29 protein-coding genes and 2 tRNA genes are annotated in these 18,129 nt (G+C 31.8%); all 31 read left to right on the top strand.

Going from position 1 to position 18,129, the window contains the following annotated elements; all coding sequences use genetic code 11:
- The first annotated feature begins 71 nt into the window (after nucleotides 1-71).
- The 31 genes from CS884_RS06355 to CS884_RS06215 all read left to right on the top strand — a co-directional run bounded on the left by CS884_RS06355 (nucleotide 72) and on the right by CS884_RS06215 (nucleotide 18,129).
- Nucleotides 72-515 carry a hypothetical protein gene (locus tag CS884_RS06355; protein WP_143434419.1) on the top strand — a complete coding sequence of 148 codons (444 nt, stop codon included), beginning with the start codon at nucleotides 72-74 and terminating at the stop codon, nucleotides 513-515.
- Nucleotides 505-930 carry a hypothetical protein gene (locus CS884_RS06350; protein ID WP_099321130.1) on the top strand — a complete coding sequence of 142 codons (426 nt, stop codon included), beginning with the start codon at nucleotides 505-507 and terminating at the stop codon, nucleotides 928-930. The genes CS884_RS06355 and CS884_RS06350 overlap by 11 nt, the downstream gene beginning before the upstream one ends.
- A complete protein-coding gene (locus tag CS884_RS06345) occupies nucleotides 927-1,307 on the top strand; it encodes a YopX family protein (protein WP_099321129.1) in 381 nt (126 codons plus the stop codon). Before CS884_RS06350 ends, CS884_RS06345 begins: the two co-directional genes overlap by 4 nt.
- A 3-nt stretch (nucleotides 1,308-1,310) precedes the next feature.
- On the top strand, nucleotides 1,311-1,475 hold the full coding sequence (locus tag CS884_RS10605; protein WP_180753305.1) for a hypothetical protein: 165 nt from the start codon (nucleotides 1,311-1,313) through the stop codon (nucleotides 1,473-1,475).
- Between the two features lie 3 nt (nucleotides 1,476-1,478).
- Nucleotides 1,479-1,673, top strand: coding sequence for a hypothetical protein (locus CS884_RS06340; RefSeq protein ID WP_099321128.1), 195 nt, complete (start codon nucleotides 1,479-1,481; stop codon nucleotides 1,671-1,673).
- A gap of 2 nt (nucleotides 1,674-1,675) precedes the next feature.
- Entirely contained in the window at nucleotides 1,676-1,852 is a 177-nt protein-coding gene (locus CS884_RS10600) for a hypothetical protein (protein WP_180753304.1), read from the top strand.
- A complete protein-coding gene (locus CS884_RS06335) occupies nucleotides 1,849-2,043 on the top strand; it encodes a hypothetical protein (protein ID WP_099321127.1) in 195 nt (64 codons plus the stop codon). The genes CS884_RS10600 and CS884_RS06335 overlap by 4 nt, the downstream gene beginning before the upstream one ends.
- An 88-nt stretch (nucleotides 2,044-2,131) precedes the next feature.
- A complete protein-coding gene (locus CS884_RS06330; RefSeq protein WP_099321126.1) occupies nucleotides 2,132-2,404 on the top strand; it encodes a hypothetical protein in 273 nt (90 codons plus the stop codon).
- 156 nt (nucleotides 2,405-2,560) lie between these two features.
- The gene (locus CS884_RS06325; protein WP_099321125.1) at nucleotides 2,561-2,953 is read left to right on the top strand and encodes a hypothetical protein; all 393 of its coding nucleotides are present in this window, start codon (nucleotides 2,561-2,563) and stop codon (nucleotides 2,951-2,953) included.
- Nucleotides 2,950-3,354 carry a dUTP diphosphatase gene (dut, locus tag CS884_RS06320; protein ID WP_099321124.1) on the top strand — a complete coding sequence of 135 codons (405 nt, stop codon included), beginning with the start codon at nucleotides 2,950-2,952 and terminating at the stop codon, nucleotides 3,352-3,354. The genes CS884_RS06325 and dut overlap by 4 nt, the downstream gene beginning before the upstream one ends.
- A gap of 69 nt (nucleotides 3,355-3,423) precedes the next feature.
- Nucleotides 3,424-3,978 carry an NAD(P)-dependent oxidoreductase gene (locus CS884_RS06315; RefSeq protein WP_257875765.1) on the top strand — a complete coding sequence of 185 codons (555 nt, stop codon included), beginning with the start codon at nucleotides 3,424-3,426 and terminating at the stop codon, nucleotides 3,976-3,978.
- 57 nt (nucleotides 3,979-4,035) lie between these two features.
- On the top strand, nucleotides 4,036-4,302 hold the full coding sequence (locus CS884_RS06310) for a hypothetical protein (RefSeq protein WP_099321123.1): 267 nt from the start codon (nucleotides 4,036-4,038) through the stop codon (nucleotides 4,300-4,302).
- A gap of 106 nt (nucleotides 4,303-4,408) precedes the next feature.
- Nucleotides 4,409-4,843, top strand: a complete 435-nt coding sequence (locus tag CS884_RS06305) for a hypothetical protein (protein ID WP_099321122.1) — start codon at nucleotides 4,409-4,411, stop codon at nucleotides 4,841-4,843.
- 244 nt (nucleotides 4,844-5,087) lie between these two features.
- Nucleotides 5,088-5,414: a hypothetical protein gene (locus tag CS884_RS06300; RefSeq protein WP_099321121.1), complete on the top strand. Its 327-nt coding sequence runs from the start codon at nucleotides 5,088-5,090 to the stop codon at nucleotides 5,412-5,414.
- Nucleotides 5,415-5,484: 70 nt separating this feature from the next.
- The gene (locus CS884_RS06295; RefSeq protein ID WP_099321120.1) at nucleotides 5,485-6,132 is read left to right on the top strand and encodes a hypothetical protein; all 648 of its coding nucleotides are present in this window, start codon (nucleotides 5,485-5,487) and stop codon (nucleotides 6,130-6,132) included.
- On the top strand, nucleotides 6,119-6,454 hold the full coding sequence (locus tag CS884_RS06290; RefSeq protein ID WP_099321119.1) for a hypothetical protein: 336 nt from the start codon (nucleotides 6,119-6,121) through the stop codon (nucleotides 6,452-6,454). The genes CS884_RS06295 and CS884_RS06290 overlap by 14 nt, the downstream gene beginning before the upstream one ends.
- The gene (locus CS884_RS06285; RefSeq protein ID WP_180753303.1) at nucleotides 6,417-6,824 is read left to right on the top strand and encodes a hypothetical protein; all 408 of its coding nucleotides are present in this window, start codon (nucleotides 6,417-6,419) and stop codon (nucleotides 6,822-6,824) included. Before CS884_RS06290 ends, CS884_RS06285 begins: the two co-directional genes overlap by 38 nt.
- Nucleotides 6,812-8,506 (top strand): phage terminase large subunit family protein, encoded by a 1,695-nt coding sequence (locus CS884_RS06280; protein ID WP_099321117.1) that lies wholly within the window; start codon nucleotides 6,812-6,814, stop codon nucleotides 8,504-8,506. The genes CS884_RS06285 and CS884_RS06280 overlap by 13 nt, the downstream gene beginning before the upstream one ends.
- A 44-nt stretch (nucleotides 8,507-8,550) precedes the next feature.
- Nucleotides 8,551-8,638: transfer RNA gene (locus CS884_RS06275), tRNA-Ser, on the top strand.
- A 71-nt stretch (nucleotides 8,639-8,709) separates the two neighbouring features.
- Nucleotides 8,710-10,257 carry a DNA cytosine methyltransferase gene (gene dcm / locus CS884_RS06270; protein ID WP_099321116.1) on the top strand — a complete coding sequence of 516 codons (1,548 nt, stop codon included), beginning with the start codon at nucleotides 8,710-8,712 and terminating at the stop codon, nucleotides 10,255-10,257.
- Between the two features lie 70 nt (nucleotides 10,258-10,327).
- The gene (locus tag CS884_RS06265; protein ID WP_099321115.1) at nucleotides 10,328-10,537 is read left to right on the top strand and encodes a hypothetical protein; all 210 of its coding nucleotides are present in this window, start codon (nucleotides 10,328-10,330) and stop codon (nucleotides 10,535-10,537) included.
- An 18-nt stretch (nucleotides 10,538-10,555) separates the two neighbouring features.
- Nucleotides 10,556-10,631 (top strand) — tRNA-Ser (locus CS884_RS06260).
- Between the two features lie 25 nt (nucleotides 10,632-10,656).
- Nucleotides 10,657-11,472 carry a hypothetical protein gene (locus tag CS884_RS06255; protein WP_099321114.1) on the top strand — a complete coding sequence of 272 codons (816 nt, stop codon included), beginning with the start codon at nucleotides 10,657-10,659 and terminating at the stop codon, nucleotides 11,470-11,472.
- Complete coding sequence (locus tag CS884_RS06250) at nucleotides 11,469-13,862, top strand: phage portal protein (RefSeq protein ID WP_099321113.1); 2,394 nt, start codon at nucleotides 11,469-11,471, stop codon at nucleotides 13,860-13,862. Before CS884_RS06255 ends, CS884_RS06250 begins: the two co-directional genes overlap by 4 nt.
- A gap of 3 nt (nucleotides 13,863-13,865) precedes the next feature.
- Entirely contained in the window at nucleotides 13,866-14,096 is a 231-nt protein-coding gene (locus CS884_RS06245; protein ID WP_099321112.1) for a hypothetical protein, read from the top strand.
- An 11-nt stretch (nucleotides 14,097-14,107) separates the two neighbouring features.
- Nucleotides 14,108-14,305 (top strand): hypothetical protein, encoded by a 198-nt coding sequence (locus tag CS884_RS06240; RefSeq protein ID WP_099321111.1) that lies wholly within the window; start codon nucleotides 14,108-14,110, stop codon nucleotides 14,303-14,305.
- A gap of 72 nt (nucleotides 14,306-14,377) precedes the next feature.
- Nucleotides 14,378-14,644, top strand: coding sequence for a DUF6275 family protein (locus CS884_RS06235; protein WP_099321110.1), 267 nt, complete (start codon nucleotides 14,378-14,380; stop codon nucleotides 14,642-14,644).
- A gap of 52 nt (nucleotides 14,645-14,696) precedes the next feature.
- Complete coding sequence (locus CS884_RS06230; RefSeq protein WP_099321109.1) at nucleotides 14,697-14,957, top strand: hypothetical protein; 261 nt, start codon at nucleotides 14,697-14,699, stop codon at nucleotides 14,955-14,957.
- Nucleotides 14,954-17,047: a hypothetical protein gene (locus tag CS884_RS06225; protein ID WP_099321108.1), complete on the top strand. Its 2,094-nt coding sequence runs from the start codon at nucleotides 14,954-14,956 to the stop codon at nucleotides 17,045-17,047. The genes CS884_RS06230 and CS884_RS06225 overlap by 4 nt, the downstream gene beginning before the upstream one ends.
- 10 nt (nucleotides 17,048-17,057) lie before the next feature.
- The gene (locus tag CS884_RS06220; RefSeq protein ID WP_099321107.1) at nucleotides 17,058-17,273 is read left to right on the top strand and encodes a hypothetical protein; all 216 of its coding nucleotides are present in this window, start codon (nucleotides 17,058-17,060) and stop codon (nucleotides 17,271-17,273) included.
- Between the two features lie 130 nt (nucleotides 17,274-17,403).
- Entirely contained in the window at nucleotides 17,404-18,129 is a 726-nt protein-coding gene (locus CS884_RS06215; RefSeq protein WP_143434417.1) for an HK97 family phage prohead protease, read from the top strand.

Genomic DNA, 18,129 nt, shown 5'->3' with positions numbered 1-18,129 from the left:
TAATAAGAAGAAAATACTTAGGTTATGAAGTTATTGTTAAAAGAATAGATTGGAGTGACAACCCGCATTTTATGCCTTATTCGTTTGATGTGAATACTTTTTGGTATTGTGGATATGTTGTTATTCCTAAAACACATCCTTACTATGGTGTGGATTATAATGATTTAGTAGATTTGTTTGATGTTCATGGTGGGTTAACTTATTCTGGTAGGCTTTACGAAGTAGGTGAGTGGGTTCTTGGTTTTGATTGTAATCAAGCAGATGATAATCCATTTCGTGAAGATCAATATTATACACTAGAAGAATGTTTGAGTTTGGTAGATCAAATAATTAAAGCACAAAATATAAACGAAGGTTGTTATTGTTTGCATCTTAGGGAAAGTCAGTTGGATGTTATTATTAATGCTTTGAGAGTAGCTTGGGATACTTATCAAGAAGACTGTGCTGATACAAGTGAAATAGAAGATTTGGAAAATATTATAGATGAACTGGTGGAGTTGAGAAATGAAGACTAAGGAATTTATAAAAAGAGTTGAAGAGTTGGGGTTAGATGTAGATATTAAAAACGGATACATCAATATTGATGGTGATTATTTTAATGGATGTTATATTAGCATTGATGAGCCTTTTACAATAAATACTGACTTTGGAGGGGTAAAAAAACCACTATTTGACTTGCTTGTTGAGTATGCTTCTACACCTCCAGAGGATAGAGAGGAAGAGAAGAAGTTTTATTTGAAGCATAGGTGGATGGCATATGAAAATGAAAATAATCTAACACTTTGTTTTCCGACAGGTAAGTATTATTTGAGTCACAGTACTGAAAATAACGGTTATAAAACCACATTTACCCTTAAAGAAATTGAAGAAATCAAGAAAAAGTTTGATACTGATTTAGCTGATTTTGAGTTGGTGGAGGTTGAGGAATGATACCTAAATTTAGAGCATATTTTAATAAATACAAAAGAATGATTTATAACATTGGTGTTGTAAATGAAAACAGCATTTTAGTTGATTTTAACGGAGATGGAGACTGTGAATATATGTTTATTACAAACGATATAAGTTTAATGCAATCCACAGGTTTGAAAGACAAAAATGGTAATGAGATTTACGAGGGAGATATCTTAAAAACTAGATCAAGAGGTTTTGTAGAAGTGAGACATGAAGATGGGAATACTGTAGCAACTTATAAAAGTGGTGCTAATACTAGAACTACTTTAGTTTTGAGCAGTTTTCTAGATAAGTATCAGATTTCGATTATTGGCAATATTTACGAAGATAAAGAATTGTTAGATGAGGTTTAAAGAATGAAAGTTAAAGATTTGATTAAAAAATTATCTTATTTTGACGATGAAGATGATGTTTTAGCTTATTTTTATGATAAAGAAAACGATATCGAGTATGAATGTGATTTTAAAGTAGATTATGACGTAGCTCCTTATTTGAATTTGGAAGAAATTAAAAGGTATTGATTTATGAAAGTAAAAGATTTTTTAGAATGGTTCGATAATTTTGATCCAGAAAGTGAATTAAAAATTGAATTGTTTGAGGAAATATATAACGGAAATTTAGGATGTAGTGAAGAAATTTATACACCTTTAGATTTGTCAGATGCTAATTATTTAGATGAAACTGATACTGTTTTTGTGACTTTGGAATGGGGAGATTAAATATGAAATTTAATTATGTTTTAGAGTACAAAGAGCCTTATATTATAAATACTGAACTAACAAAAAATAGAACGTGCCAGACCTATAGGTGGAAGCAGTTAGCAGTTGCTGAAAATAAAGAAGATTTAGTGACTTACTTAGTAGGACATGAATATACAAGAAGGATCGTAAAGAGATGAACATACAAAGGAAAAATCAAATGTCTTTGATATTGTGCAGTTTTACAAGTCTACTAAAGGAGTTTAATTTTGGTTTAGAGATATTCAAGGATGGTAGCATCGTGTTTGTTGATGGCAACAATAACGATAGATACAAGATTAGTGCAGAGGATTTTCAAGATTTATATGATAAGACGGAGGTGGGAGAATGAATATATTAGATACAATATTCTGGGTTGTTATAGGAAGCTTGATAGGTAATGCAATCATATTGATAACAAAAATATGGAGGGATAAATAATGAGTGGAGGATGTTTAAGTTATATTTGTTATACCATTGAAAATAATTTAGTTGGTGAAATGCAAGATGAGTTCATGAATGAATTTGTAAAAGATTTTGCTGAACTAACTCATGATTTGGAATGGTGGTTGTCTCGTGATTATGGAGAAGAAACTTATAGAGAAAGTCTAAAGGAATTTAAAAACAAATGGTTTAAAAATTATGATAAGAGAGAAAATGAAGCTATTTTAAGAATTAAAGAGAGAGCTATAAGAGAGATTAGCGAGCTATGAATTTATATATGCTTAAATTGCTAACTTTTTTATGATTGCAGTTTTCTTTAAAGAAAGCTTTGAGTTGGCTGATATGAAGAAGGCAAGAAATGATAGCCAAGGTTTTAAATGGAAGACTTGTAATGGGTGAATATTTCAATGATACGGAGGAAAATTATGATGTTTAAAGCAAAAATCCTAGATATAGATAAACTTATAAAAGATACCGACTTTGTAATAGAAGGTAAGGAAAAAGGCTATATAGACGAAGAAAATTATGTATATGGCTATTATATAGAAGGCTACATTGTAGGACCAATAGTAGATGTAGGAGATGACCACATAGACCTAGAGTATTGGTGCAAGGTAGATAAAAATACGGTAGTAGAAGTGGATAGTCCAGAATTTATAGTAGAGGAATTGGGCACATATAGAATTAGAAAAACGGTAGAAGCTACAAATGGAATCTATGCACAACTTGCATATGTCCGTTGGAAAGATAAAAGCCTACCTAGAGAATTTCATACAATAAGACTTGAAAATATGAATTTAGAGGAAATAAAAGAATGAGATATAAAGCACCATATGAATTAAGCAAAGATAAAGGAGACCAGGGCTGGGATATAAGGGCTGATAAAGAAGTTGTTCTTTTATCTGGTGATACAAGACTGATAGAAACCGGATTATTTTTTGAATTTGATAAGGGTTATTATGCAGATGTTAGAGCTAGGTCTGGTTTATCATCTAAAGGTGTTCTTTGTCATACTGGTTTAGTTGATAGTGGATATAGGGGCGAGATTAAAGTTTGTCTTACAAATTTGAGTAAAAACTCTTATGTTATAAAAAAAGGTGATAGGATAGCCCAGTTAGTATTTGGTCAAGAAATTAATGTTTATCCTTGTAAAGTAGATGAAATAAATTTAGATACCAGCCGAGGTGATAAAGGTTTTGGATCAAGTGGCAAGAAATAGAAAGAGGAAAAGAAGATTATAGATAGAGAAAAAGATAAAAACGCGCTGGATTATAACCCTAATAACAATATGTTTGTAATTATGGGGGCAAGCAATCATTCAGACTTTACAAGAGTACAACACGATTATTATGCTACTGATCCACAAGCGGTTGAAGAACTATTGAAGGTAGAAAGCTTTGATAAAAACATATTAGAGCCTTGTTGTGGTGAGGGCCATATTTCAAAAGTACTTGAAGAAAATAAATATAATGTAACTTCTAGGGATCTGTATTATCGCGGATATGGAGTAGGAGGGATGGATTTTTTTACAACTACAAGTTGGCATGAAGATATAATTACTAATCCACCCTATAAGTATGCTAAAGAGTTTGTAGAGCATTCTATTAAGATTATAGATGATGGCAAAAGGCTAGCAATGTTGCTTAAAATACAGTTTTTAGAAAGTGTAAAACGTAGAGAACTATTTGAAGAAAATCCACCTAAGTACGTATATGTATTTAGCAAGAGGGCTAATTGTGTTAGAAATGGAGTTTTTACAAATTATCCGTCAAGTGCTGTTTGCTATTGCTGGTATATATGGGAAAAAGGCTTTAAAGGTGAACCGGTTATCAGGTGGATATAAAAATATTTATGTGATTAATTTTGATCTACATAATAAAGCAATTAAGAAAGGTTTAGAATGTTTAGATACAAAGGTGGCACTTCTATAGGTAAAAAGATGAAAGCCGAAAGAGTCTACAAAGAAGAAATGGCAAGAATCGCTAAGTCAGATACAACTGTTTTTCTTGTAGAAAGATTTCTTGCTTTAGTTGTGGAAACTCTAAAAGATGAGTTTGGATTTGGCCCAGTAAGACTTGAAAGATTTAAAAAAAGACTTGAATTAAAACTTGATTGTATTACTTTGGATTATGTCAATTGGAGCGATATACTAAAAGAAAACGATTAAAAATCGACAAAAAAGTGTGTGAAAAAATCACAAAATCGAAGAAAAACTAGGCATAATTATCAATATGCTTTATTATGGTAAAATATTTCCAAAATACGGAGGGATAGTGCAAGAGTTTTATAAATGTCTTTGCAAGGAAATTTTAAAAAAATACTTGCAAGTGAGAACTACTACAAAAGAAATAGATGACAAGATAACCGAAATTAGTGATCGATTGACTAATATTACAGTTAGGTATGGGGATGAATCTGTCCAAGGCGGAGGGAGAAATCTTGACGATACATATATAAATAATATAGCTAAGAGAGCTATGTTAGAACGCAATAACAGAGTTAACAAGGCCCTAGTTAGAATGGTAGAAAACGCTTTAACCTACCTTGATGAGAAAGAAAAAGATATAGTAATGACTCTTTATGCTTATGGAGAAAGAGGAGCAGTATATGAGTTGATGGACAAGTATCATTATGAAAGAGCCCAGATATATAATATAGCCAATGAAGCCTTAAAGGTATTAAGCTATAAAATGTTTGGCGATGCGTAAAATTAGAAAATCATTAGACACATTAAAAATAAAAATGGATTATAATATAACTGTATAGTAGTATCAAGGTCACTTTACCCATTAGTACCTACGTCTAGCCTAAATGAATTGTTACACCAAACACTCCTGAAAGAAATATTTTTACCGACCTTGATCTACTACATCATTTGTCAGTTTCCCTAGCTTTGATTTATTCAAAGCTTTTTTTATTTATAAATTTGTGAAAAATAGCAAGGAAAGAGTTATGAAGCATAAAGATATCAGCAAAGTTGATCATGATAATAAAATAATGGATACCGAAAAATCAGAAAATAACTTGTATATTATTAAGACTAAAAAGCCTTACACAGTCAAGGACTATTTCCCAAATTATAGTTATGATTATGAACATAAAGATATAGAACAAGAATCTAAAGCTATGATTAATAATTTGCATGACTTTATAGAAGATAACTCCGAACTTGCTATTTCTCAATATTCAAGCAAAGACGAAGAGGCCATTATAGAGGGTTTTGCAAGAGCCATAGCCTTAGTAGAATTATACATAAAGACAATATATTTAGAAGAATAGGAGGTGTTTTAAAATTGCAAAGACAAAGATAGACAGCAAGAAAAAAATACCTCCTAAAATTAAACTTTTAATGGATAGTCCATATATTGATGAAGTAAATAGAATGATTGATATTAAGACCAGCATACAATCTATAAAAGAATATCTAGATAAGCAGGGTTTTAATATATCGTGGGCCTATTTAGGCCAATACAGGAAGATAAGACAAGCTTATTCAGCCGAAGAAAACAACCTAAAGGATTTTATCAACAAAGCACCAATTGCTAAACTCATAGAAGAACAAGAAAAAGAAATCCAGCCAGGTTCTGAAACAAACAAGCTTAAAAATGATTTAGAGTTTTTGGATATGGTTATTCAATCCGGAGCAGATCAGCTAAAAAACTTGATTAAAGAAAATGACTATTTTATCACTATAGAAAATGTATTTAAAGCTATAGAACTAAAAGATAAATTAACAGACGGAGCATTGGGAGGATTAACTCAATTTGGTATTAAAAACTTGCAAGAAATCACCGAAAAAAAATATATGCAACTGTTGCAGTCAATGTTTACTCATATACCAGATGATGAAAAACAAAAGGTATTATCAGAACTTGAAAACGTAGAGGAAGAATATTACAAAGCCACAGACTATTATGAAGATTATTTACGAAGTATAGGAAAAAGCGAAAAAGAAATACAAAGAAAACTAAAGGAAATTAGCGATGATGGGAATTAATTCAGCTAGCAAATATTTAAAAACTAAATATAGCAAAGACAAATTAATTAATGGTGCTGTTGATACCCTAATTACTAATTTTTTTATTGACGTTTCAGAGGGTAGAGTTAGAGCAAAAAATGTAGAAGATTTAAACCGATTAATTAATATAAGTTTAATGTTAAAGAGCATGGATAGTGGAGATGGAGACAATAAAGCTTTATTACTTGATACATTGGGATTAAGCGAAGATGATAGTCTTAAAGAACTATATAGCAGAATGTTGATACATTTAAACACCACTAATGATGAAGAAAATAGGCCTAAAGATGGATTATTCTAGTATTTATGGAAAATTAAAATCTTCTAACGATTTAAGTATTGATTTTAGGGAATATGAAATAAGCGGCTTAGATAAGAAAAGACTTATTTTAGAAATTAACGGTTATAAAGTTATAGGATATATAAATGCCAATGAATTTATAGATCCAGAAACAGTTAAAAGATATTATGGGGAAGATGCAGATTTTTTGAAATTTTGCTATTATCCTTATTTAAGAATTATAATAAAAAACCCTAACAGTATTGAGGATAGAGAATATATTTTGCACCTAAACAAAGCTAGCTTTACAAGTGGATTGCAAGAGCTAGACCTATATAAAACAAGTGAAAATATACAAAGTCTAGGTGGTATTTTACCATGGATGAATTAAACATTATAGATAATGTAAATTCTTTTAAGTCTAGCTATTTAGCTAAAAAGTCTATAGAAGATACCATTATTAGAAGCTTTCCAGCCTTATGGGCTTTAAAATATAAGCCTATAAAGTCAAAGCCAATGACCTTTGTTTCAGATCATAATCCTTTTGCTCATAGACCATGGCAAGAATCAATTTTAAATGATAATCACCCTAATAAAGTTATACAAAAAGCTAGGCAGTTAGGCATGAGTGAGTTAGCTACAGCCGAAGTTTTATGGTTTGCAGATACTCACGACAATGTAAATATAATGTATACATTCCCTACAATGGCACAAATGGCGGATTTTTCAAGAACTAGAGTAAGTCCGGTTATTAAAGACAGCCCACATCTACAAAGACAAGTTGCTAAAGACTTAAATAACGTATCAAGTAAGAAAATAGGCACATCTAATATCTTTATGAGAACATCAGGAGATGGATCACAAGGTGAGGGTGCAGATATTGATATGTATTGTGCAGATGAGTACGACAGAATGAGGATAGGAACTGAATTAGCTTTTAAAGAGTCAATGTCATCTTCTAAGTATGGATTAATGCGTAGATGGTCAACACCAACATTACCAGGTATTGGAATAAATGAATTATACGAAAAGTCAGATCAGAGAAGATATTTATACAAATGTAAACATTGTAATACTTGGCAAGAAATAACTTTAGATAATATTATTCAAGTAAAAGATGGATATAATCCTATAACAGAAGAAATAGAAAATGGCACTTATGAATATAGGTGCATTAAATGTAGAAAGCCTTTAGACAGATGGCAGGTTGGCAAATGGATTGCTAAAAAACCTCAAATCAAAGATACTAGAGGTTATTTTATTTCACAATTAAATGCTTTACACATTTCAGCAGATTCTATTATGCGTAGAAAATTAGAATATCCATTCAAACAGTTATTCTATAATTATGTATTAGGAGAACCTTATGCCAATAAAGGTTTAGAGATAGGGGAAAATGATGTAAAGACTCATATTGTAGCAGGTCATGAAGAAATCAATAGAACAGATGAATTTATAGCATACATAGCTGGTATAGATTGGGGAGAACCTACATGGGTACTGGTTATTGGAATTAGGCCTAATATGACTTTACAAGTTGTGTGTATGCGAGAATTTAAACGTTCTAATATAATGCCACTAATGGATGTTAAGCAAGTAATATCTTTGTTAAAGCCATTTAATCCAGATTTGATAATAGCAGATGCCGGTTATGGTGCAGATAAAAATACAGAATTATTAAGAGCTTTCCCATATTCAGCCTATGCTTGTACATGGACAACTACTACTGGCCCCTATTCAGCAGTAAACTTTACAGATCATTGGAACGATCAAAGAAGAATGGTAAAGGTAGATAAAACTTCTAAGATGCAAAGGACTATACAAGCGGTAAAGCAGGGTTTTATAGGCTTTTATTCTTATCAAGATGAGATGACACAGATACTTACAAAACATTTGATAAATGTACAAATCCTTGATAGAGATAAAGATGGATACATTTACCAAGTAGCAACAAGAAAAGGCCCAGATCATTTGGCTTGTTGTTTAGCTTATGCACTAATAGGAGTTGATAAGTATACACAGTATGGATCTAAAATATCTAAAGGTTACCAGATGGACTTAGTAGAATTTTAAATATAATAATTTATTTAAGGCGGTTTTTGCCGTCTTTTTTTTGTGACAAGATACCCAAGCGGTCAAGGGGACGGATTGCTAATCCGTTAGACCTTAAAAGGTGCGAGGGTTCGAATCCCTCTCTTGTCGCCAGAAAAACAAAAACAATCGTGAATTAATCGTGCGTAAATCGTACGATTTTTTATTTTAAGGAGAATTGGTGTATGTTAAGAGTTTTTGAAAGTTTTGCCGGTATAGGTACGCAAAGAATGGGTCTAGAAAGGGCGAATATAGACCATGAAGTAGTGGGAATTTGTGAAATAGATAAATTTGCTATTGACTCATATAAAGCTATACATGGTGAGGTTAAAAATTTTGGAGATATATGCAAAATAGATCCTAAAGATTTGCCGGATTTTGACTTGTTTACATATTCTTTTCCATGCCAAGATATTTCTATGGCCGGCAAACAAAAAGGATTTGAAAAAGATAGTGGCACAAGAAGTAGTCTACTTTGGGAGTGTGAAAGAATAATAGAAGCTAAAAGACCTAAATATTTACTTATGGAAAATGTAAAAGCCTTAACCTTTAAGAAAAATAAAGCGGGTTATGAAAAGTGGCTTGATATCTTAACTAATTTAGGTTATACAAACTATTCAAAGGTATTAAATGCAAAAGATTATGGAGTACCACAAAATAGAGAAAGGGTATTTTGTATATCAATACTGGATGATAATCAAGGTTTTAAATTTCCAGAAAAGCAGGTGTTAAAAACAAGACTTAAAGATATCTTAGAAGAAAATGTAGATGAAAAATATTATTTGACTAGTGAACGAGTTAAAAAGCTTGTCGGTATTGTGAGAAATTATGATATTAAATATAAAAGTGTATTCGATTCTTCGATTAATGATCCCAAAGAAAAAGAAGTTGCTAATTGTGTGACAACAAAGCAAAGAGGAATATCTATAAGGAAAAGCGAAGGTAATGTTGTAGTCGAACCAGAGCTTATACAAACTCATAAACTCAATAGCAGAAATAGAAACAATCCAGAAAGATTTAGAGTATTTGACAAAGAGGGAATAAGCCCAACTCTAAATACTTGTCAAGGTGGAGGACTTCAACCTTGTATAGATGAAATAAACGAAGCTAAAATTGTACAAACTCATAAGATAAAGCATCAAAGACGAACTAATCCAAGTGAATTTAGAACTTACAATGCAGATGGTTTATCACCAACATTACTATCAAATAGTAGTAAGCCTTGTGTAACGGTAGAATTACCAGCTATTGCAGCAAGTAGGGGCAGACTTAGAGATGATAAATTTGTTCAACAATTAGAATTAAAAAAAGATGGAACTTCAAATACTTTGACAACGGTTGGAAAAGACAATTATTTAGTTACAAGCGATACTAATAAAACCATACCAATTAAAAACGGAACTAAAAAAGGTTACCTAGAAGCCCACCAAGGCGACGGTATAGACCTTATTAATCCTACTTGTAACAATCGTAGGGGTAGGGTGCAGAAAGATTGTAGCCAAACCTTGACTTGTAATAATGACAGGGGAGTGGTTACAGATGATTTTAGAATCAGAAAACTAACACCATTGGAGTTTTGGCGACTCATGGGAATAGAAGATAAAGATTTTTATAAGGCAAGAAAAGTAAATAGTGATAGTCAGTTATATAAACAGGCAGGTAATGCAATCGTAGTAGATGTATTAGCTGCTATTTTTATGCAGTTATTTAGGAATAAAGAAATAGAAATTTAAGTGTTAAAACCTAAAATACTACAAGTAATTTAATTCAGATAAAAAGAAAAGAACTTAAAGGAGTAATCCTATGACTATAAAAATAAAAGGCTTTAAAAAGGCAAATAAAGAGCTTAAATGCTTATGCAAATCTAATAGAAAGACAATAAATACAGAAACAGCTCAATATCCTTTAGAAGATAAATATTTAAGGGTTTTGCAGATGGAAGCATCTATTATTTTTGATAGAGTTATGAAAGAAGCTAATAAAGAAATATATCGAGTATTAATAGGCGACTAAAAAGTTGCTTATTTTTTTAGGGTGGTAGTTTAACCAGGCAGAATATTAGTTCAGAAGACTAAAGATATAGGTTCAAATCCTATCCGCCCTACCAATTTTAATAATATTAGGAGGCGAGAATGACCCCAAGAGAAAAGTATAGAAGAGTCAAGGTTATTCTTGACCGATATTTAAAAGTTTTGAATAAGGTTGCTAGAGGTGGAAAGATAGATCCAAGTCTAGCAAAGAAGCTTAATATACCAGTTGAGTTTCAATCAATATTAGAAAGAGCTTACAAAAAAGGGCAGATTGATATTTCACATCCAGATCTTGATTTAGACCCTAGTGAATTTGAAAAACTCATAAGAGAAATAAAGCCTAGTGATAACCCTATATACAAGATAAGTCAAGAATGTGTTCAAGAAGGTCTTGATTATCAATTAGATAAGTTTAGGCACAAGGTTTCAAGTGCGAGCATTGAATATTTTAAAAAAGAATTTTCAGTTATTGATGAAGTATTTAAAGATGACAGACCTAGAGATACATGGATTGCTACAGAGCTAAGAAAAATAACTCAAGATACTAAACAAGATTGGGATATGGTTGTAAAAACTGAATTAATCAATAGCAAAAATGAGGGCATAGCAGATGGAATAATTAAGGGTAATAGTCCATATTCTAACAAGGGACTTGAAACAAAAGTGTTCAAAAGACCAAGCCAAGGAGCTTGTAAACATTGTTCAAGTCTTTACCTAGAAGAAGATGGGAAAACCCCAAAGGTATTTTTACTTGCTGATCTAATAGCTAATGGCAGTAATTATGGGAAAAAGACTAGCGAATGGAAAGCAGTTGTAGGAGTTACTCACCCACATTGCCAATGTATGATTGAGGTATTGCCGGACAATGCTACTTTTGATGAAAATGGCAGAATGATTTTTGAAAGGAAAGTTGAATGACAGAAGATAAAAGAATAAAAGTAAACTTTGCCAGCAAGGGAGGCTCATTCAACGCCGACCAATTTGTGCCAAGGCTTAAATATTCATACTATGATAATGAATCACCTATGGAGGATATGTTTGTATCAACTAACTATAGGGAAAAGGAAAACAAGCTATCATTTGAATTATTAGAGAAAATATCCCTGGAAGTAGCTCCTATTTCAAATATTATATCGACTAGAATAGACCAAGTAGGAACTTTTACTTCCAGATCCAAATATGCTACAGATGGTGTAGGCTTTAAGGTAATGCTGAAAGATAGCAGCAAAGAACCGACCGAAGAACAAGAAAAAACCATAGACCTTATAGAAAAGTTTATAGAAAATTGTGGATTAGGGAATGATCCTAATCGCGACAGATTTGACACCTTTATTAGAAAAATAATCAGAGACTCATTGACATACGACCAGGTCAACTTTGAATTAGAATATGATGTTACAGGTCAGTTTGTTCAAGCCTTTGAGGCAGTAGATGCAGCTACAATAAAACCAGCCCTTGATAATATAGACCTAAAAGAATCAGCCTACGCAGATGATATAGATATCAGAGATGGAGAAAAATTATCCTATGTACAAGTTGTAGACGGAAAGATAGTAGCAGGCTTTACAGCAGATGAGATGGCCTTTGCAGTAAGAAATCCAAGAACTAGTGTACATAGTCAACCTTATGGCCTATCAGAAATAGAAACTATAGTAAGACAACTTACTTCATACCTTGAAGCAGAAGACTACAATATGAGATTTTTCCAACAAGGTGGTATGACAAAAGGCATACTAAATATTAAAGGAGAAAAAAATGGCCCAGCACCAGGAGATAGACAGACCCTAGAATCATTTAAAAGACAATGGAGAACTCAAGTCACAGGTCAAAAAGGTGCATGGAAAATACCAGTCTTTACCCTACCAGGCGAATTGGAATTTATTAATATTGCCCAGTCAGGAGGTGAAATGGTATTTGAAAAATGGGTAAACTATCTAATAAACATAATTTGTGGTGCATATAAAATAGACCCAGCAGAAATAAACTTCCCTAATAACGGAGGTGTAGGTGGCAAGGGATCTAGTCTATTTTCAGGAGATGAAAAGAAAATAGACAACTCAAAAGCCAAGGGACTATTTCCACTATTAAGATTTGTAGAAAACACAATAAACAAATTTATAGTTTCTAAATTTAATACCGAAGATGAATATGTTTTTATCTTTGATGGAATAGATAAAGAATCAGAATCAGATCAAGTAGACCTAGCAAAGAAAAAATCAGAATCTTACATGACAATTAACGAAGTAAGAGCAGAAAAAGGACTAGCAGAAATTGAAGGTGGAGATATAATAGCAAATCCTTACTATCTACAAGCTAAACAAATGCTACCATCGGATAATTCCATGGGTTTTGACTTTGAAGATAGTGGCGAAGAAGACGATACAGAAGAAAGTGAAGAAACACAAGAAAGTCTATTTCAAAAGTCACTTGCATTAGTAAATAAAGAATTAGAACTTGAAAATATCCTTGAAAAGAAACTAGACAGATCAAAGCTCGTATTGATGGAGACTCAAGTTGAAGACAAGTATGGAGTACACCGAGCTAAAAGATGGAAAAATCCCAATATAGCCTTAAATGAAATAAAAAAACAAATGAAAGTGGCCCAAAATAGCAATTTATCATTTAAAAGTAAAGCAAAACATGGTATAATATTAAGTGAAAAAGAACTAATAGACCAATACCTAAAGCAAAATCCAAATGAAACTTTGCAAGAGTTTATAAAGCACAATTTTATAATAGAAAAACAAGAAACACTAAAACCTAAAAAGATCAAAGAAGATCCTAAAGTAGAAGTAAAAGAAGTCGAACCTAAAGAGTTTGTAAAGGCTTTAAGCGAAGCTATAGAATCTATGCCAAAATACAAAAGATGGAGAGTGTCTTCTAAAACAGAAGAAGAATGCCAAGACTTAAAGTGTTATAGAACTGATGGTGGTAGTGTATTTGCCATTACTAATCAAGGAGATATTGAAGCAGTTTGTAAAAATAGTAATGATAATATCAGAGGAAGAGACTTATTAAAAGAAGCTGTAAGACTAGGTGGTAAAAAATTAGATAGTTTTATTGGCAATCATAAGTTTTATTCTGAAATCGGGTTTACAGCATATAGTAGATGCAAATTTGATAAAAACTATAAACCTCCTCTTTGGAGAGAAGGCTATGACAAAGAAGAAGATATAGCTTTTTACGTATATGATGGCAACACAGAATTTGAAAAATGGTCAAAACAAAAGAGTAAAATCAAAGAATTTAATGGGGAAACAGCATACGAAGATGCTTATAATTATCGAGACAATATATTAAAGGAGTAGGCAATGGCAAAATATGAAGATTATAAAAACAAGGTTATAAAAGAATTTAAAGAGTTATGGCCTAGCTTAAGTGATGAAGAAGTTAACAAATACTTTGAAGGCGAAGGTGAAGAGACTACAAGAGAAGATTTTGAAGACCATTTAGCCGATTTAAAAGCAGGGAAAATCACTGAACAGATTTTAATGCACGGTTGCGTAGGATCGACTGCTTATGAATTATCTCTTATGTATTAATGGAAATAATTATGCAAAAGGGAAACAATAAAATAAAAATAATTTGTGAATTTGAAAAAGAAAAAGCTGAATGGGATACACTATCTCAAGATGAAAAGGGAAAATGGCAAGACGTTGCTAATTATCTAAAAGAGGAATGGCCACAAGTTGTGACAGGTGATACATTAGGTTATTGGCAAGTAGTAGGAATGAACAATTCAGGAATGTAAATTTAATAAATATTATTTTAAACACGTTAGTAAAAACTAATGTGTTTTTTTTACGTTAAAAAGGAGAATAAAATGGATAGTTATAAATTTCAAAAAGCTTGTAAAGAATGGTTAATTATGTATTACAAGGAAAACTTTAATAAGAATATTAGTATTGAAGATATATTTGTTGTTTGGTCTTGTAAAATTCTACAAAATAATAAAATACTAATTTCTACAACTCTTTTAGATGGGATATATGTAGAGTGTACACAAAATGGAGATAAGCAAGAAACTTATTTTGATATCTATAAAAAGCAAAAAAACATTATGTTTAGCAATGGAGAATTATTAGGTTAATAGTGAAATAATTGTGAAATACAAAACGTTGAAATAAAAATAAACATAGGTCATGAAATTAACAATAAAATATTATCCAAAACTACCAGAGCGTAAATGGTTACTTAAAAGAGAGGGTGGGGCTTATGAACAGTACGCCCATTTTTTGTGCAAAAAAGATGCTGAAAATGTTAGAAGATTAATTGATGCTAACAAGTATCCATATAACAAAAAATACAAAATTGCAATGCAAAGAATACTAACAGAAGAAGAATTTAAAGAACTAGATAAGAAAAACAGATACATAAATATCAACAAAGGAGCGAGAAAATGAGAATAATTATAAAGGACTTTAAAAGCCTAATAAAAGCTGTACAAAACAGAGCGCATCTATTTCCGGTAAAAGTATTAATAAATGGCAAAAACAAAACATTTTATGGAATAAGATATAAATCCGGTAATAAAGCTATGGAAATTGCAAAAAAGCAAATGAAACTACCAGAAAATATAGAGGTATCTTTTGATAGCAAAGATGGAAAAGCTAAAGGCTTATCAGAAAAAGAAGTATTAGACCTATACACAAAAGCAGGAAAGCATGGATCATTGCAAGATTTTATAGCAAGTAATTTTAAAAGACCAAAAGTAAAAACCAATCAATTATCTATTAACGATATGCAAAAGCCAGAAAAGAAAACTAGTCCAGCCAAGAATAATGAAAATAGCAAGGCAAATACTTATGGGAACTTATCCAAATACCAATTTAGAAGATTGCAACAAAAAGGCGCATCTTTATGGGATAAGAATGGTGAAAAGAGATTATACTTTAATGATTTAGGAATAGATTTGGCAGGAAAAGTCAGCAACAATCCAGAATTTAAAGGTAAAATAGGCGAAAGAGCAATAAATGAACAAGGTGGGAAAATGTACTATGATATGGATTCCGGGAAATTCTACACCAAGGTCAATGGAGGCGATAGTGGCAAGTTTGCTGGTGCAATTTTTAATGAAGCCAAAAGCCTATTAGAAAATTTGACAAAAGAAGAAGAATCTAATCCAAAAGATATAAATAGACTAACAGACAATCCTAATTTGACAGCAAGGCAAGAAAAAGCATTACTTGAAAGATTAGGTGCAGATGTAAATATAGAAAATACACATTCACATACATGGATTAAACCAGATGTGAAAGCAATGCAAGAACTTATAGGTAAGATCGGCGGAGGACACCAATCAAAAGCTGCTAGCAGAAGGGCAAACGAAACTTTATTTAATCTAAAATATGATGTTAATAGAAATAAAGTTTTTGGTGATACCAAAGATAGAGAAGGCGTAAGAGATATGGCACAAACAGCCATTAATAATTTAATAGAAGAAATCAAAAGCAATGAATTAGTCAACAAATTAGCCGCAGAAGACAAAGTTTTAAAAGAAAAAAGATCTAGTCAAGCAGTAAAGGAAAAAATAAAAGCTAGAGAAAAAACACTAACAGGCGAACAAGCTGGTAAGTTCAGATACAGACTAGGCACAAAGAAGATTGACCCAAAGTATGAATATAAAGAAGTAAAAACTACTAATGAATTAGTAGAAAAAATAAAACCAATTAAAGATATGCACACCGATATAAAGGGCAGAGCAATTATGGATATGCTAGGATTAAATTTACCTTTATATAGCAAAAGAAATGGGAAAGCATTTAATACGGGGCGATCAAATGCAGTAGGACTATGTAGATTCGCCGTCCATAATGATGGAATAAGATACAATCATGAAATATGTTTAGTCGCTGAAACCGGGGATCCAGTTCACGAAACCAAAACAGCTATACATGAATGTATGCACGCTAAGGTAAGTGAAACTGTTACAGCAAATCCAGACAAGTTATGCACACCAGAAAGAAGAGAATCCTTAAAACCTCTTGAAGAAACTCTAGTAGAAACCGCAGGTCAAGCTATAAGCAATTTAGTTCATGGAAAAGACACCGATAGACAAATACATTCATACGCTGATCAAATAGCACATTGCTTACCTTGTATTTGGGATTTGGAAGAATTTAAAAACGTTAGAAAAGAAGGGACTCATGGTATAGGTAGAGAGATCTACAAGCAACTTACAGCTAAAAACGGAGATTTTCTAGCAAATGTATTAGATAAATATCAAGATAGCAAAAAAGACCCAGCAATAAGCAATAAATATAAAGCTATAGAAACAAAGGTTCTAGAAAGAACAGACAAAGTAGAAAAGATACAAAATGATTTAGGAAGTTCAGGAATTGCAAATCTTGTTGAAGAACTAAAACGCGGTACTATATCATTAGAAGGAGCGCTCAATAGCTTTGAATATAGAGAAATAGCGGCAGTATTAATAACTAAATTTCTTGAAGATGAAGATTTAGATGCAATAGATGCATTAGCCTTATCATTTTAGGAGGTAAGAAATGGCAAAAGTAATAAGAAACATAAAAGAAATGATAAATGAAATCTTAAAAGAAGTAGAAGGGCAAGATAATTACAGAGCAATTGTATTTGAACTAATGCCACTTGATACAGATCTAATAGTCGATGGAGAAAATAGATATCAAGAATGCTATGACGCATTAGTAGAATTAGGGGAGCAAAGAATAGCAGATAAGTATATAAAGCCTTTGATCTAAAATAAAAATTAATACAAACACTAAAACACTTATGAGAAATCATAGGTGTTTTTTTATTGCATATCTATGAATAAAGGGTGGGAGGTAGGGAGCAAGAACTTTGAGAAAGGAGGATAAGAATGTGAGGGATATGCAGATTTATGTACCTTTAGTAGACCTTATAAAAAGCGATGAATCAAAGAGTCTAAACTCTCAAAAAGGAATTATAGGCAAGATTAAAGGGCTGGCAAGTACACCAGATCTTGATTATCAAGGCGAAAAGGTTGTTCAAAATGGCCTTGATATTTCATCTTTTTTAGAAAAAGGATTTTTAAATTTAGATCACGATAATTCAAGAATTGTTGGTTATCCTGATAAGAAAAACACAAAAATCACAAAAGAAGGTTTATACCTAGAGGGATACTTACTTGACAATGCAGATGGCAGAAGATTTTGGGAAACCGCAATAGCCCTACAGAAGTCCGGTACTTCTAGAAGATTAGGTTTTTCTATCGAAGGACAAATTCTCAAAGAAGACGAAAAGGGACAAATTCTAAAGGCAAGAGTGACAAATGTTGCAGTAACTAGCACACCTTGTAATGCTAATGCAACATGGAATGCAATAGTTAAGTCAATGACAGCTTGTTCGACAAGTCAAAAAGCCCTATTAAAAGAAAGCTTAGAAAATGGCAAAATCTATTATCAAAAGGCTTTAGATGGGGATAGGCAAGTGCTTGAAACATTAGAAACTTTTAAAAATAAGCTAAATAAAAGCAAGAATAAAGACGATATTAAGCTGTATCTAATGATGTTTAGAGGAATCTATGGATCTGAAATGGAAGATAAAGTACACCAAATAATCAACTTTAAGGAGTAA

Origin of the sequence: Anaerococcus sp. Marseille-P3625, from assembly GCF_900232825.1 — a bacterium.
In the GTDB taxonomy this organism is placed as follows: Bacteria; Bacillota; Clostridia; order Tissierellales; family Peptoniphilaceae; genus Anaerococcus.
The sequence above is the reverse complement of the archived record's forward strand: the minus strand, read 5'-3'. Positions and strand labels throughout refer to the sequence as shown.